Source organism: Paenibacillus sp. JNUCC 34, from assembly GCF_058269055.1.
The window spans coordinates 1,644,095-1,659,614 of record NZ_CM177770.1; the positions used below are offsets into that span (position 1 = coordinate 1,644,095).

Consider the following 15,520-nt stretch of genomic DNA (forward strand, 5'->3'; position numbering starts at 1 on the left):
AATACAGAGAAGAAAGTGGGATGTCCACTAGATAGAAGGAGTATGAACCTATTGAAAACATTTGCAGAATTCGGTTTGGAGCCACAGGTGCTCCAGGCAATAACAGAGTTGGGGTTTGAAGAAGCCACTCCGATTCAATCCCAATCCATTCCGATTGCGATCTCCGGCAAAGATATGATCGGACAAGCACAGACCGGTACAGGTAAAACCGCAGCATTCGGTCTTCCCCTGATCAGCAAGATTGCCAAAGAAGAGGATCGTATTGTCGCTCTCGTTATGACACCGACCCGGGAACTGGCTATTCAGGTAGCTGAGGAAATCGGTAAATTATCCCGTTTTAAAGGAATCCGTTCCCTCCCAATTTACGGCGGGCAGGACATCAGCCGCCAAATTCGCGCTTTAAAAAAGAAGCCTCAAATTATTATCGGCACACCAGGACGTTTACTTGACCACATTAACAGAAAAACAATCCGTTTGGATGATGTTCAGACCGTTGTTCTGGATGAAGCAGATGAAATGCTGGATATGGGCTTCATGGATGACATTCAGTCCATTCTTAAGCTCGTGCCTGACGAACGCCAAACAATGCTCTTCTCGGCAACAATGCCTCCTAACATTCAGAAGCTTGCACAGCAATTCTTGAAAAACCCTGAGCATGTATCCGTTATTCCTAAGCACGTTAGTGCGCCATTGATCGACCAAGCTTACATTGAAGTGCCTGAGCGTCAGAAATTTGAAGCTCTGAGCCGCTTGATCGACATGGAATCTCCTGATCTTGCCATCGTCTTTGGACGTACCAAGCGCCGGGTAGATGAACTGGCAGAAGCATTGCAGAAACGCGGTTACTCCGCAGACGGACTGCATGGTGACCTGTCTCAGCATCAGCGTGATACGGTTATGCGGAAATTCCGTGATGGTAGCATTGACGTTTTGGTAGCAACAGACGTAGCTGCCCGTGGCCTCGACGTATCGGGCGTATCACATGTCGTGAACTTTGACCTTCCGCAGGATCCAGAGAGTTATGTACACCGTATCGGCCGTACAGGCCGTGCTGGTAAAGAAGGTACGGCATGGTCTTTCGTAACTCCACGGGAAATGGATCACCTTCATTTCATCGAACGGGTAACCCGTCACCGTATTCCGCGTAAGCCGCTTCCAACGATGGCAGAAGCTATTGAAGGCAAACAGCGCGTAACTGCGGAGCGTGTACTTGATACCGTAGAGAACGGTGAGCTTAACGAGTACAAAGGTTTGGCTATTCAGCTTCTAGAGCAGTATGATTCCGTACAGTTGCTCGCATCAGCGATGAAACTGTTAACTGGCGATTCCAAAAAAGAAGCTGATGTACAGCTTACACCGGAAGATCCGATTCGCGCGAAACGCCGGAAACCGGATATCCGTAGTGGACGCAAGCCTAGTGGCAGTTATGGCCGCAGCAACAACTCCGGTGGTTACAACCGTGATCGCAATAGCAGCGGTAGCGGTGGACGTGGAGGATACTCCAAAGGCGGCTACGGACGTGATGGCGGTAGTGGCGGCAGCGGCGGCTACAACCGTGACCGAAGCAACAGCGGAGACCGCAAGCCTCGGACTAACAGCGGAGACCGTCGCCCTAACCGTAGCGGTGACGATTCTTACAGAGGTTAATCTGGCTTTAGATTGATGCCAGCAAAAAGGAAGACGGAGCAACTGCTTAAAGCGGCTGCTCCGTCTTTTTTGATTTAGAGATAAGAAAGTATAAACTTTGGAGTAACAGCACCCTTATTAGACGGACTTAGATCATTATTAGATGAAGCAAGAAGTACAACGCAAGATAATAACCAGCAAGATAAAGAGGACCAAGATGGTCCCTATTGAAGGACCGAATCCAAAACCGCCGACAGTACCACAGGACATGAACATTCAACTCCTTTACCGTTAGGTTGTTAATGGTTGTTTATGATTACGTCCATATATTATGGGGGGATGGCATGGATGGATTGGACGTTAACCCAAAACCTCTGTAAATTAGGCTCTGGTCATAGGTGTGCAAAATAAGGTATATTATTAGATACATGCATGTGATTGAGTGAGGAGGAAACGTTTTGGAAATGAAAGGAGCCATGGGTGGCTTATATAAAGTTACCGAATGGATAACCCGCATCGCTTTTACCAATATTTTGTGGGCTTTATGTTCTTCGCCATTTTTATTTATGCTTCTGACAAAGTTCTTGATGGCGGTTCAGACGCCGAATGCGCACAATGAGCAACTGTTGGCGAATTGGATCATGGGGATATTGGCCCCGTTCCTTCTATTCCCTGCAACAGCAGCAATGTTTACGGTTGTGAGAAAATGGGTTATGGGTGATCCGGATATTCCGATTTTTAAGACTTTTTTCAAGGGGTATAAAGAAAATTACAAACAAGCGATGATCGGCGGTTTTGTCTATACTTTGCTGTTTGTCATCATGTATGTTGACTACACCGTTTATATGACACAGCTTGAAGGCTTCCAGCTTGTTGGAATTGTCATGTTGGTGTTGCTTCTTGTATTGTTCGTTTCCATGTTCAATTTCTTTTCGATGGCCGTTCATTATGAAATGAAGACACGCCAACTGCTAAAAAATGCGATCTTGCTTACACTGATCCGTCCGTTTCGTGTTTTTTCGACGCTGGCTGGATGCGCTATCTTGATATTTATCGGCACGAAAATGCCGGTGCTGTTCGTTTTTTTCCTGTTCTCTCTGATGGCGTTGTTTGCTTTCTTTAATTTTTATACGACATACCTGAAAATGCAGGAGCAGGCAGAACGTCTGAAACAGATTGAAGAGGAAGAATCGGCGGAACAAGCTTTGCTGGAAAGCATGGATAATGTTAAATCCGACGAAAAAGAGTCGAAACCACGAAAATCATAGGGTTTACTTTTTCCGAAAAAGCCCCTATAATAAGACTACATCCTGCGATGTGCGTTTCGGTATTCCGTTGTTTTGAACCAATGACGATGTCTCGGGAGATCAACATCGTTTCGTTGCTGAAAAGCCCTGTCTATACGACAAGGGGAATTCATATACGAATCTGAGGTCACCCACCTGTTTACGCAGGTTCGAAGACAATGTTACCGGACGGCATAGGCGGGTTTTTATTTAGCTTATGAATGAGCGCCTCTTCCTTTGATTTCGTCGAAGGTAAGGGGCGCTTTTTTGAAATTATAAGATGATGTATATAAATACAATAAAGGTTTGCTGAAAGTATAAACAATTGATACACTAGAGAGTGAAAAGGGAACGGTCATTTATAAAGGAGGAACGGTCTTTGTCATTAAAACGAGTTCTAACGGGTATCGTGCGCAGCTATGACGGCACAAGCGACCGTGCTAAAGACCCCAAGCTGAAAACGCGTTATTACAATCTCTCTAAAGAGAAGTGTTTTGAAGAAGTATCCTCAACTCTCAAAAAAATTCCGGGTTACAAAGTGCTTCATGAGGTGCCTTCAGTCGGTGAAATTACATTGGAGAAAAAAACCTCATTCGGACGTACATTGGATATTACGGTATCAGTGCTTGGAATTAATCCTGTAAGGTCCGCTATCGATATGTATTCGGCTTCCCGCGGCTCTCTTGGTGACCTGGGAGCTAACTATCGTGTTATTTTAAATTTATTTTCAGTTTTGGACAAAAAGCTCGCCAAGTATAAACTCGATAGTTAAACACGAAAAAAGCGGGAGAGCTGCTCTCCCGCTTTAAAAGTGTGACAATATGTAAGCAGAATATTATCGCAGAGACTTGACGGCCTCAATGGCTGCTTCATAGTTAGGGTGCTCTGTCATTTCGCCGAGATACTCCACATAAGTAACTTTATCGTTCTGATCCACAACGAAGATGGAGCGCATGTCGAGCTGGAATTCCTTAATAAGCACGCCGTAGCCTTGCCCGAAGGAACGGGATTTGTAGTCAGACAAAGTAATGACCCGATCTACACCGGCTGCTCCGCACCAGCGTGCTTGAGCGAATGGGAGGTCTGCGCTAACGGTTAGGATGACTACGTCATCTCCCAGTCCGGCTGCTTCCTCGTTAAAGCGGCGGGTCTGCGCATCGCATACACCGGTGTCAAGGGAAGGAACGACGCTGATCAGCTTGATTTTGCCTGCAAAATCCTTAAGTGATACGTCTTCCAGCAGATTTTTGCTGACTGTGAAATCAGGAGCTGTGTCGCCTACCTGAAGTTCGGGTCCGATGAGAGTAAGAGGGTTGCCTTTAAATGTAGCGACGCCTGTACGTTCTTGAGCCATGAAAAATCTCCTCCTTAAATATTTCAAAATTTGGTGATTAGGTTCATGGTACATTATAATCTTTTTAAAAAGGGAATGTCCACCTAAGGATACTCCTGTGTCCGATGATGGGATAGGAGGATGCCATGATATTTATTCGATATGAAAATTGGAAAAGCTACCTACGTTATTATCCGTTTACCTCGCTGCTGTTAATTGCGAACCTCGTCATGTTCTTTATTTTGACGTTTAACGGCGGATCGACAAACTTAAATACGCTGGTTGAGTATGGAGCGGTCATCAACGAAGAACCGTTTCGTGGAGAATGGTGGCGGTATTTTGCAGCTATGTTCTTGCACAACGGATTTGATCACTTGTTCTTTAACAGTTTTGGTCTGTTGGTGATTGCACCTCCGCTTGAACGAATACTTGGTACGTTTAAATATGCACTGCTATACCTCTGCAGCGGCTTTATTGCAAATATCGTCAGTGTTGCCCATTATGATAATATAGGCAGGCTTACGTTACTTGTAGGAGCCTCCGGTGCTATCTACGGGGTGTATGGAGCATTTCTGTATATCGCCCTATTCCAGCGTAACAAGATGGATGAAGCCTCTAGAAAGATGCTCTATACCCTGCTTATAATGGGGATTCTTTTTTCGTTTGCTCCTGGAATCGGCATGGTGGCTCATTTAAGCGGAATGGTTGGCGGTTTCTTTATTTACGGCTTGCTAATCCGTCTCGTAAAACAACGTCGGATGTGACCCGGTAATGGTGCGGTCAATGTATTTGATAATAAGTAAAAAGTAGCAAGGGAATTAAGAATGGAGCGATTATCGCGTGGAATTGAGACAGTTACAATACTTCGTAAAGGTTGCGCAGAAGGAACACGTTACCCAAGCGGCAGAAGAGCTTCACGTGGCCCAGTCTGCGGTTAGCCGGCAGATTCATCAGTTGGAGGAAGAGCTCGGTGTTAATCTGTTTATGCAGAAGGGACGTAACCTGCAGCTGACACCTGTCGGCCAGTTGTTCTGTAAACGGGTGGAAGGTATTATGAAAGATCTGGACCGTGCGGTAATAGAAATTCATGAATTTCTGGATCCGGAGCAGGGGGAGATACGGATCGGATTTCCCCACAGCCTCGGTATTCATCTGATACCGTCTGTCGTAGCGGAATTTCGGAAGAATTATCCGAATGTGAAGTTCCGCTTCAAACAGGGCATGTTCCCAACGCTGATCCGGGATGTCATCTCTGCGGAAGTTGATCTGGCTTTCGTATCTCCGTTCCCTGAGCGTCATGATCAGGTGGGGGGAGATGTGGTACTGACTGAGGAGTTATTCGCTGTCCTGCCTCCTAATCACCCGCTTGCGGGTGAGAAGAGTATCAAGCTGGAACAGCTTAAAGATGATCGCTTTGTACTCTTCAGCAAAGGCTACTCTCTTCGCCCGATTGTGTGGCATGCCTGCCTGGAGGCTGGTTTTACTCCAAAAATCGCATTTGAGGGAGAGGAAACGGATACCATCCGAGGTCTGGTCGCTGCTGGCATGGGAGTAAGTCTGCTGCCGGAAATGGCACTGTTCCAGACAAATCCGCTACAGCCAGCGAGAGTAAGCATCACAGAACCGAAAGTAACCCGCTCAATCGGGCTTATTCATCGGGCTGATGAGAAGCTACCACCAGTCGCTCAGGCATTTCGGACGTTTCTATTGCAATATTTCGGTCTTGGTCCGGCTGCACAGCCAACCAAAGACAGTACCCCGTCCCGCTCTTAGTACTGTATAAGATGAACGATAGATTCCACGAACAGGAATATTTCCAATAAAAGAAAAAGCAGCCCAGCCGAGGATTTTTCCTTGGCTGGGCTATTTGGTATTGTGCTCATCGGGGGGCAAGAGTGATCGGAGGAATGATTTGTACACGTAGCGTCTTATAGCAGACAAAGGGGGCGTCCCAGGTCAATAGACCTTGTAGGACACCCCCTTTTTATTATGGTAAAGCTGAGAACGATGAGCTTAATCGCGGTTGTTTAAAAAGATCATAATATAACGAAGCAATTCAAGCAGGGACAGAAGGGCAGCAGCTACATAAGTTAAGGCTGCGGCGTTCAGTACCTTGGCTACACCGCGTTCTTCCTCGTTTGAAATATAGCCTTCGGAAACCATGATTTCACGAGCACGGTTGCTGGCATTGAATTCGACTGGCAGAGTAACCAACTGAAAAGCAACTGCGGCCGAGAAGAAAATGATGCCGAGGCCGATCAGGTTGAAAGCCTGGAACATGAATCCGGCGATGAGCAGGAAAGGCGCGATCCCGGATGCAAAGTTAACGATTGGAAACATCCTGTGACGGGCAACCAGCATCGGATAGCTTACTTTATGCTGGATTGCATGGCCAACTTCGTGGCAGGCAACAGAGACAGCGGAAATCGAACGCTCATAGTAGACGGGTTCGGACAATCTCACAACACGCTGGATCGGGTCGTAGTGGTCAGACAAAGCGCCGGGAACTGGCTCAATCGGTACATCGTGGAGACCGTTGCTGTCGAGCATATGACGAGCTGCATCGTAGCCTGTCATTCCACTCGAATTTTCTACTTTAGCCCATTTGGTAAACGTTCCTTTCACTCGGAACTGTGCCACTAGTGTGAAAATGAATGCGATAATAATAAGAATAAACATTGGGTCAAAATACATTGATCATACCTCCATAGTTAGTATAGGAATTACATTGAAGTAAATTGATTGAGTAATATTTGCAGCGACTCGATACAAGCCGCTCCCTTCGGGAGGATATTGGTTAACACTGCGCGTGCCTGATTCGGCTTTAAGTCTTTCAGCAGAGGGTTAAGTTCCTTGACATCCCGTTCAAGCTGCTGGATTTGAATTTCCAGTTTGGTCAATTTATCTGTGACTTCAGCATCCTCAGCAACCGATTTCCAACGCTCCAGCGTATCTTTAATCTCTTCGAGGGTATATTTCTCTTGTTTTAGTTGATTAATACGTTGTAACGTGTTTAAGGTTTCATGACTGTACAGACGGTAATTTTTTAAAGTCCGCTTCTCGGGGTTGATAAGACCAAGCTTCGTATAATAATCGATGGTTCTTTCACTGATTCCGGCAGCCTTTGCCAACTCACCAATGCGATACAGATTCATGCGTGCACTCAAACTTCTCACGTTTTATCACCTCGCAGGCCTGTATGATTATGATATTAAATCCTAATAGAAATATGATACATGATCGTGAACCATACAGTCAAACGTCATGCTTTTTAAACGCTTTCTTTATTTCTAATAATTTGGATGTTATATTATATTACATATAAAATGGATTTTTATGACTATTTCATTGAAAAACGTTGCTAACTTGATTTTCCTGTGTTTATAATAACATTGATAATTTCACATATGTCATATTATCTTACACAGTGGGAGTGGGGAGTATGAAAAAAAGATGGCTCGGTTCTTTAATTGCGATGGGTACCTTGTTCGTTTTTCCAGTGAGCGTTTTTGCTGACGAGGGAGCGACTAACGTTCAACTACAAGCCGGTTTAAACTCAGTGTTTGTTTTTTTGGCTGCGTTGCTCGTATTCTTTATGCAAGCCGGATTCGCACTCCTTGAGGCAGGTTCGGTAAGAATGAAGAACGCAGGTCACGTTGCGGGTAAAACGGTGCTGACTTTCGGTATTAGTGTCGTCGCTTTCTGGGCTTTGGGATTCGGGCTGGCTTTCGGAAACGGCAATAGTTTTTTCGGATTGGAAGGATTCTTTCTAAGCGGAGACAACATGGTGGCCTCCTTCAGCTCATTATCCGTTTATGATGTGCCTACAACGATTATTTTTTTGTTCCATCTTTCATTCGCTGCCGTATCGCTTGCGATTGCATGCGGAGGTATGGCAGAGCGGGCAAAGTTAAGTGTGTATATCATATTCGGTATTTTATTTACGATTATCATTTATCCGATTGTTGCTCACTGGGTTTGGGGCGGTGGATGGCTTAGAAGCCTTGGTATGCAAGACTTTGCCGGTTCAACGGTAGTTCATTTGACGGGTGCTACGGCAGCTTTGGTTGCTACGATACTGCTTAAACCCCGTCTTGGCAAATACAATAAGGATGGTAAACCAAATAGCATTCCTGGTCACAACCAAGTTTTGTCTGTTCTGGGTGTACTGATTATTTGGATCGGATGGTTCGGATTCAACCCAGGCAGCACGATCTCGGCACTGAGCGACGGATTTTTCGGATTTGTAGCATTGAACACAAATATCGCTGCGGCCGCGGGTGCACTGGCTGCTCTGCTTATATCTTGGGCGGTTCTTGGAAAAGCGGACATTCCGAGCATGCTGAACGGCGTACTGGCAGCTTTTGTCGCCATTACCGGTGCTTGTGCATTTGTCGAACCTTGGGCAGCTGTTGTCATCGGTGCAGTTGCTGGTAGTATTACGTTCTTCTCTGCACAGTGGTTTGAGCGCAAAGGAGTAGATGATCCGGTATATGCTTTCTCCGTACACGGTATCGCAGGTATGTGGGGAGCGGTGTCTACCGGTTTATTCGCCGCACCTAGACTTGTTGAAATTACAGGTGTCGGTAATGCAGGTCTGTTCTACGGAGGGGGTTTTGGACAGATTGGCGTGCAGCTTCTCGGTTTAATCGGAACTTTTGCTTTCGTGCTGGTCATCTCCTTCCTGATTCTTGGGCTGATCAAAATGACGATAGGACTTCGGGTTACTGAGGAAGAGGAACTTATGGGGCTGGATATTAGTGAGCATGGAACGTATGGCTATCCTGAGCAAATGAAGCTGCTTGCAGAATCGGAGTCTAAGTCTGTTGAATTGCGGAATTTACCGAAAACAGCACCTGAAAGCGAGCCGGCCATTTAGCAGAATGGAGAAACCTGTTGTAGGGAGGGTGCAGCATGAAACCTCTGGAATCGAAAGATCTGTTCCCGGAATTCTCAGAAATACAGGAGGCGGGAACTGAGCATGAATTGAGAAAAGCTCGGATAGCCGGACAAAACAAACTTTTAGAATTGAAAAGTGACACGAGTCCGGATACTTGGATGGTTTGGGTGAACCGGATGCATGATGAAATCGGGCAGCGCGCTGCTATGATATGTGAACAGAAGATGGTGGAGGCTGGCTTCGGCCGGCCTCCAGCCCGTTATGCATTTGTTGCATTCGGAAGTGCTGGGAGACAAGAGGCCACATTGTGGAGTGATCAGGACAACGGTTTGATTATCGGTGATGAATTGGAGGATGGTGCAGAAATCTATTTCCACACGTTCGGAAGATGCTTGTCCGACATGCTTGAGGTAGCGGGATATCCGAAATGTACAGGAAAAGTTATGTGTTCTGAGCCAATATGGAGATTGTCACTCACAGCCTGGAAACAGCAGCTTACGGAGTGGAGTTCTGATCATGCATGGGAACCGACCCGGCATTTTATCATCGCTTCAGACATGAGACATATAGCAGGGAGCAGGGGGCTTTCCGAGTGTTGGATGGAAAACTTTCGAAGCTGTGTTCTGCAGCAGCCGAGCATGGTTCCAGCGCTTCTCCGCAATACGGTACGCCATAAAGCAACACTTAATGCCATGGGGAAGATTGTGACGGAGCGGTTCGGGGAGCATGCGGGAGATTTCGACGTAAAATACGGCATGTACATTCCTTTGGTTAACAGTATCCGCACCTTGGCTTTGCAGCGGGGGATCATAGAATCTTCTTCGTTAAAACGGATTGAGCAGACTATTCTTTTGGAAGGGGGCGGATTGCTGCTTGAAAATGTTCAACATGCTTTCATAGCTGCTCTCAGAATGAGGATGGATACTTCATTCCATATGAAAGACGGACTGATTGGTAGCAGCGGTTACATTCAGAAAGAACAGCTAAAGGACAAAAAAATGCAATATGAGTTAAGAGATATTTTAGGTGTAACACGCCGGATACACCGCTCACTTCAAAGAGAGCTTCGTTTTGCGGAGAGGAAAGGGCTGTGAGAGATCCAAGAGAATCTGGAGCCGGATTTTGGCGGTCGCTGCGCAAGGGTGATTGGAGTTCGGCGATTGCATCCATGAAAGGGGATCCTTCTGCTCAGCAGATCGCTTATATACGCTCACAGATGCGGGAGCAAAGGCGGCCCGAGATGCTGGCTGTACCATTGAATCAGTTGGAAACCGTAGTGTTCGATCTGGAAACGACCGGATTCTCACATCAGCATGGTGATGAGATCCTGTCTATTGGAGCTGTGCGAACAGTTGGGATGACAATCATCGAGGATGAGTGTTTCTATATGATTGTTAACAGTGGCGTACCTGTACCTGAGCATATTACGGCCTTGACCGGAATATCGCAACCGATGGTTGATGCTGCCGCTCCCTTGATGGACGGATTGCATGATTTTATGGCATTTGTCGAAGGAAAGGTACTTGTAGCTCATGCTGCCGGCCATGATCGAGCGTTCTTGAACGCAGCCCTTTGGAAAACGTCAAAAGTACGTTTAACTCACCGCTTGCTGGATACGATGATGCTGGCTCAGCATTTATTTCCCAGCTATCCAGATTACAGTCTCAACGAATTGCTTCGACATAGGAACATTCCGATACATGGGCGTCATCATGCGTTATGTGATGCGATTATGACCGCAAAGCTCTGGGTCACCTATCTGGAAGAAATTCAGCGCCGAGGACATGCCGATACTTTGGGTGATTTGTATATGTATTTAAGTGGATTGTAATAAGGTGTAGTCTTCCTGTCTTAACGTCCACGACCCGTGTTTCGTTTCTTGGTCTTGAGATGGCCGGGATGAACTTTGGGGCGGCGACAACTCCTTAATGATCCGGTAAGATTGCAGCAGAAGATCTCCGGGATGCAAGTTCTGAGGCGATCCTATGAAATACACATGGAACAGACCGCCAAATGATTGCAGCTGGTGTAAATCATCCTGAGAGGGAACCGGTGGGCTGGTTGGATGGCTGTGGAACAAGCCATATATACGGTACTTCTTAAACAGGAGAGACGTCCATTGGACAGGATCTAGTGAGAATTGATGCCGTGGGTCAGCAGCCGAGTTACGGACAGGTATATAGTCATCCAGCAGGAGGTTCTTTTCTGACTGGTTTCCCAGAAATACGCCACATGCCTCTTCGGGAAGACACGTAAAGGTGTGCTCACGAATCTTTTGAAGGACTTCAGCAGTAAGTTGTATTGAAAAATCTTCGTGAGTATAAACGCCCATGGTTTAATCTCCTTTGAAATGGAATAACTTCAACGGAGAAGGCGGAATTATTCTGGAGAAACGGAGTGGTCGCCTTTGCCCCCGGATTTCAACAATTGTATAAATACATAAAAGAAATCTGGGGGCAACAGCGATCGGAAGAATAATCCGCATTCGTAGTGATGTTTAGGCTTAAGAATCTTTAGTTCAACTCATATTCTATATAGAAATTCATCTCAAGCTAGTTTGAAAGTTATGCTATTCAGGGTACAATAGTGACTATAAAAAGTCTATCAGCAAAGGAAACTACCCAATGAAGCGTAATTTGACCATATTGGCAATACTTCTACTGGCAGGGGTCTTGGTGATCTATAACCAGGCGGGGGACAAGATTGAATCCGTGTTTATGGCTGAGAAACCGTTGCCTACCGAGACCGGCGCAAAGGCAGGTTTGCTTGCACCTGAATTCTCACTGGAAGGATTGGACGGCAAAACATACACTGGAGCCGGAGTAAGAGACAAAGCGCTCATTATTAACTTCTGGGCTTCCTGGTGCGACCCGTGTAAGCAAGAGGCGCCGGAGTTGTCGAAATTTGCTGCTGCATATGCAGAAGACCTGGATGTTTACGGGATTAACGTCACGAAATATGATAATGAGAAGAAAGCACGGCAGTTTGTTCAGGATTTTGCCCTGACTTATCCGATTATGTTGGATCAGGAAGGCAAGGTATTTGAGGATGTTTATAAGGGCAAAGTGTTTCCTACCAACGTTCTGATTGACCGCAGAGGTGTCATTACGGAAATCATTCTGGGAGCGCCTGACCCGGAAGATCTTGAGAAGAAGATTAAACAGCTCATTAAATCTTGAGCAATCATAAAAAGAGCACGCTCCCGTAAATGAGAAGGGAACGTGCTCTTTGCATACTGAGGCGTTTGGTTTAATGGTTAATGATTCCCTGCCGTGGCAAGGATTCGCCTTCGGTCTCTGAGGGTGAAATCTGTCCCAGTAGCGCATACCGCATACTATCGACAAGCGCTTCCCAGCTGGCTTCAATGACATTGCCTGACACACCGACCGTGTTCCAGGAATTTTCAATATTTTTGGATTCGATCAGTACCCGTACTCTGGCCGCTGTAGCGTCTTTATCGTCCAGTACACGTACTTTGTAGTCCGACAGATGCATGTCTTTCAAGGAAGGGAAATATTGCAGCAGCGCTTTTCGTAGTGCATTATCCAGCGCATTTACAGGTCCATTGCCTTCCCCGGCTGTATAAATGCTCTGCCCTGCCACATTAATCTTCACGAAAGCCTCGGAGACAACCGGTCGACCTGCTGTTTTCTCTACCAGCATTTTGAAGGATTCAAAGGTGAATAATTCCTGCAGCTCACCGTTTGCTTCCCGAAGGAGAAGCTCAAGAGAAGCATCCGCACCTTCGAACTGATAACCCTGATGCTCAAGATCCTTAATTTTACCGATGACAAGCTTGTATTGCTCACTGCTTGGATCGAAATCGAGCCCCATATCATGCGCCTTGGATACAATGTTACTTTGTCCTGCAAGCTCGGAGACGAGTACCCGCTGTTTGTTGCCAACCTTCTCCGGTTCAATATGCTCGTACGTTCTGGAATCGCGCAGAATAGCAGAGACATGAATGCCACCTTTGTGGGCAAATGCTGCATTACCTACGTATGGCTGGTTCACAGGCATGTTAACGTTAGCGATCTCACTTACATAACGTGCAGTGTTCGTGAGATTGTGAAGATTAGCTTCGCCAATACAATCATAGCCGAGCTTAAGTTGAAGGTTCGGGATAATGGAGCACAGATTGGCATTGCCGCACCGCTCGCCGTATCCGTTCATTGTTCCTTGAACATGCCCTACACCGGCTTGGACAGCGCTTAGTGTATTCGCAACAGCTAATTCGCAGTCGTTATGGGTATGAATACCGAGCGGGGCTCCAGGTAGGAGACCGTTTAATGAAGTTACGATTCCATGTACTTCATGAGGAAGACTGCCTCCGTTGGTATCACACATGACGAGCCAGTCGGCCCCGGCTTCCTGGGCTTTGGACAGAACAGAGACAGCGTACTCCGGATTGTTCTTGAATCCGTCGAAGAAATGCTCCGCATCGAAAATCACTTCAAGGCCCTGCTGTTTCAGATAAGCAATGGAATCAAAAATCATGGCGAGATTCTCTTCAAGAGTGGTCTGAAGGGCGGTGTGAACATGAAAGTCCCATGATTTTCCGACAAGTGTTGCTGCTCTTACGCCGGATCCCAAAATCCGGTGCAAGTTCGCGTCATGGTCTGCGATGGAGTCTTTGCGGCGTGTACTGCCGAAAGCTGTTACTTTGGAAGTCAGACCTAGTTCTTGTACTCTTTTAAAAAACTCGATGTCTTTGCTGTTGCTTCCCGGGATGCCGCCTTCAATATAGTGGACACCAAGAGCATCCAGCTTTTTGGCGATTTTAATTTTGTCATCCGCCGACAAGCTGATTCCTTCGCCTTGGGTACCGTCGCGAAGTGTCGTATCAAAGATGGAAATAGACTTAGACATGATGTCCTCCTTTTGCAAGTCCGGGATGGACCGTGAAAGTGATATAATGTTGTCATTATAGCATTTCTTTATGGCAAAGTGACAAAGAATTGAAATTTTCCGCCCTGGCCCTTTCTTGACCCTGACTCACGGGGAACGGTATGCTGAAGGAGTCAGAAATTATGAAAGAAGAAGGAATCTATCGTGGGAAACATTAACGATTACTATCCGGCAAGCGGCCGTGTCATTCTTCATGTGGATATGAACGCTTTCTATTGCTCTGTTCACGAGGCGGAGGAGCCGGAACTCTATCGCGGGAAACCGACGGCTGTCGCTGGCAGCGCGGAGCTTCGCAAAGGGGTTATTGTTACTTGCTCCTATGCGGCACGCGGGATGGGGATCCGTACCGGGATGAATGTTCGTCAGGCACTGAAGATTTATCCGGATTTGATTCTCATCCAGCCAAACTTTCATTTATATCGCAAATATTCCAATGCGTTCATGAATATAGCATACGCCTATACACCACTGCTTGAAGCGACTTCTATTGATGAATGCTATCTCGACATTACAGGCTCCAAACAGTTCGGGACCCCACTTCAGATTGCGGAGGAAATTCAGAACCGGATTCGGGAGGAACTGTCACTCCCATGCTCAATCGGTGTCGCCCCAAATAAGCTGCTGGCCAAAATGGGGTCCGATCTAAAGAAACCGAACGGCATTTCGGTGCTTCGTATCCGGGATGTGCCGAAGGTGTTGTGGAACCGTCCTTGCGCAGAGCTGTTCGGTATCGGCTCCAAGACGGCAGACAAGCTGAGGAAGCTGAATATCGTAACCATAGGCGAGTTGGCAGCGGCCGATGAAGGACTGCTAACCGGTACTTTTGGTGTCATGGGAAATTGGATGAAGCAAGCGGCAAATGGTCTGGATCATTCCCCGGTCAATGCTGAGCGGGAGCAAAGTAAATCGATTGGCCATACAACAACACTGCCCGTAGATATTACTTCTCCAGAGGATGTAAGACGTGTACTGCTTAATCTGAGCGATCAAGTGGCTCGGCGTCTCAGAAGACAGGAACTGATCGCAGGAGGCGTTCAAATCACGCTGCGGACACCGGACATGAAGACTATTACAAGATCCCGCCAGCTTGCCACACCTACAGAGAATACAGAGGATATATACCGGGAAGCCTGTTTATTGTACGAGAAGCATTGGACCCGGGAACAGCCGCTAAGATTGCTTGGAATTACGCTACAGCAGCTAACATCGCGTGAAGACTCGGCAATCCAGATGGACCTTTTTGATTATGAGAAACAGCCTAAGAAGGAATCACTAACCAAGGTGATGGACGAGCTCCGTAACAAATTCGGGGAAAGTGCAGTGCTGACAGCCGGAATGCTTGGGGACGATCCTTCGGCTCTGATCCGTAATCATAAGGTCAGGGGAACTTCTCTGCAGATGGATTTTGTTAGAAACACGGATCGCAAACCGGAACAGGAATAAGCGCTTTCTAGTGGAAAATGTTAT

16 protein-coding genes and 1 other RNA gene are annotated in these 15,520 nt (G+C 46.7%); 11 read left to right on the forward strand and 6 right to left on the reverse strand.

Annotated elements, in window-relative coordinates; all coding sequences use genetic code 11:
- Window positions 1-51 precede the first annotated feature (51 nt).
- Window positions 52-1,647: a degradosome RNA helicase CshA gene (cshA, locus tag AC2TF5_RS07550; RefSeq protein ID WP_491301568.1), complete on the forward strand. Its 1,596-nt coding sequence runs from the start codon at window positions 52-54 to the stop codon at window positions 1,645-1,647.
- A 138-nt stretch (window positions 1,648-1,785) separates the two neighbouring features.
- On the opposite strand, the gene AC2TF5_RS07555 is transcribed toward cshA, so the two are convergent.
- Entirely contained in the window at window positions 1,786-1,896 is a 111-nt protein-coding gene (locus AC2TF5_RS07555) for a YjcZ family sporulation protein (RefSeq protein WP_481856657.1), read from the reverse strand.
- Between the two features lie 188 nt (window positions 1,897-2,084).
- Between AC2TF5_RS07555 and AC2TF5_RS07560 the strand changes: the two genes are divergently transcribed.
- From AC2TF5_RS07560 to AC2TF5_RS07570, 3 genes are all read left to right on the forward strand, one after another.
- Window positions 2,085-2,894: a YesL family protein gene (locus AC2TF5_RS07560; RefSeq protein ID WP_491301569.1), complete on the forward strand. Its 810-nt coding sequence runs from the start codon at window positions 2,085-2,087 to the stop codon at window positions 2,892-2,894.
- Between the two features lie 36 nt (window positions 2,895-2,930).
- Window positions 2,931-3,121, forward strand: a non-coding RNA gene (gene ssrS, locus AC2TF5_RS07565) — 6S RNA.
- Between the two features lie 170 nt (window positions 3,122-3,291).
- Window positions 3,292-3,684, forward strand: coding sequence for a DUF1499 domain-containing protein (locus AC2TF5_RS07570; RefSeq protein ID WP_491301570.1), 393 nt, complete (start codon window positions 3,292-3,294; stop codon window positions 3,682-3,684).
- Between the two features lie 63 nt (window positions 3,685-3,747).
- Here the strand turns inward: AC2TF5_RS07570 and tpx are convergent, their stop codons facing one another.
- Window positions 3,748-4,266, reverse strand: a complete 519-nt coding sequence (gene tpx / locus AC2TF5_RS07575) for a thiol peroxidase (RefSeq protein ID WP_491301571.1) — start codon at window positions 4,264-4,266, stop codon at window positions 3,748-3,750.
- 125 nt (window positions 4,267-4,391) lie between these two features.
- On the opposite strand from tpx, the gene AC2TF5_RS07580 reads away from it, so the two are divergent.
- Together AC2TF5_RS07580 and gltC are read left to right on the forward strand one after the other, a co-directional pair.
- Entirely contained in the window at window positions 4,392-5,009 is a 618-nt protein-coding gene (locus AC2TF5_RS07580) for a rhomboid family intramembrane serine protease (protein WP_491301572.1), read from the forward strand.
- Between the two features lie 76 nt (window positions 5,010-5,085).
- A complete protein-coding gene (gltC, locus tag AC2TF5_RS07585) occupies window positions 5,086-6,018 on the forward strand; it encodes a glutamate biosynthesis transcriptional regulator GltC (protein WP_491301573.1) in 933 nt (310 codons plus the stop codon).
- 240 nt (window positions 6,019-6,258) lie between these two features.
- On the opposite strand, the gene AC2TF5_RS07590 is transcribed toward gltC, so the two are convergent.
- Window positions 6,259-6,939, reverse strand: coding sequence for a zinc metallopeptidase (locus AC2TF5_RS07590; RefSeq protein ID WP_491301574.1), 681 nt, complete (start codon window positions 6,937-6,939; stop codon window positions 6,259-6,261).
- Between the two features lie 29 nt (window positions 6,940-6,968).
- Window positions 6,969-7,400: a MerR family transcriptional regulator gene (locus tag AC2TF5_RS07595; protein ID WP_491302833.1), complete on the reverse strand. Its 432-nt coding sequence runs from the start codon at window positions 7,398-7,400 to the stop codon at window positions 6,969-6,971.
- 287 nt (window positions 7,401-7,687) lie between these two features.
- On the opposite strand from AC2TF5_RS07595, the gene AC2TF5_RS07600 reads away from it, so the two are divergent.
- Genes AC2TF5_RS07600 through AC2TF5_RS07610 form a run of 3 tightly spaced genes read left to right on the forward strand, consistent with a single transcriptional unit; the run spans window position 7,688 to window position 10,976 of the window.
- Window positions 7,688-9,124, forward strand: a complete 1,437-nt coding sequence (locus AC2TF5_RS07600) for an ammonium transporter (RefSeq protein ID WP_491301575.1) — start codon at window positions 7,688-7,690, stop codon at window positions 9,122-9,124.
- 35 nt (window positions 9,125-9,159) lie between these two features.
- Complete coding sequence (locus AC2TF5_RS07605) at window positions 9,160-10,239, forward strand: DUF294 nucleotidyltransferase-like domain-containing protein (RefSeq protein ID WP_491301576.1); 1,080 nt, start codon at window positions 9,160-9,162, stop codon at window positions 10,237-10,239.
- Window positions 10,236-10,976 (forward strand): exonuclease domain-containing protein, encoded by a 741-nt coding sequence (locus tag AC2TF5_RS07610; protein ID WP_491301577.1) that lies wholly within the window; start codon window positions 10,236-10,238, stop codon window positions 10,974-10,976. Before AC2TF5_RS07605 ends, AC2TF5_RS07610 begins: the two co-directional genes overlap by 4 nt.
- Here AC2TF5_RS07610 and AC2TF5_RS07615 read toward each other — a convergent pair.
- On the reverse strand, window positions 10,962-11,477 hold the full coding sequence (locus AC2TF5_RS07615) for a M67 family metallopeptidase (protein ID WP_491301578.1): 516 nt from the start codon (window positions 11,475-11,477) through the stop codon (window positions 10,962-10,964). The genes AC2TF5_RS07610 and AC2TF5_RS07615 overlap by 15 nt on opposite strands.
- 292 nt (window positions 11,478-11,769) lie before the next feature.
- On the opposite strand from AC2TF5_RS07615, the gene AC2TF5_RS07620 reads away from it, so the two are divergent.
- Window positions 11,770-12,324: a TlpA family protein disulfide reductase gene (locus tag AC2TF5_RS07620; RefSeq protein ID WP_491301579.1), complete on the forward strand. Its 555-nt coding sequence runs from the start codon at window positions 11,770-11,772 to the stop codon at window positions 12,322-12,324.
- 70 nt (window positions 12,325-12,394) lie between these two features.
- Here AC2TF5_RS07620 and cimA read toward each other — a convergent pair whose 3' ends face one another.
- Complete coding sequence (gene cimA, locus AC2TF5_RS07625; protein ID WP_491301580.1) at window positions 12,395-14,014, reverse strand: citramalate synthase; 1,620 nt, start codon at window positions 14,012-14,014, stop codon at window positions 12,395-12,397.
- 183 nt (window positions 14,015-14,197) lie between these two features.
- Here cimA and AC2TF5_RS07630 point away from each other — a divergent pair, with 183 nt between their 5' ends.
- Window positions 14,198-15,496 (forward strand): DNA polymerase IV, encoded by a 1,299-nt coding sequence (locus AC2TF5_RS07630; protein ID WP_491301581.1) that lies wholly within the window; start codon window positions 14,198-14,200, stop codon window positions 15,494-15,496.
- Window positions 15,497-15,520: the final 24 nt, after the last annotated feature.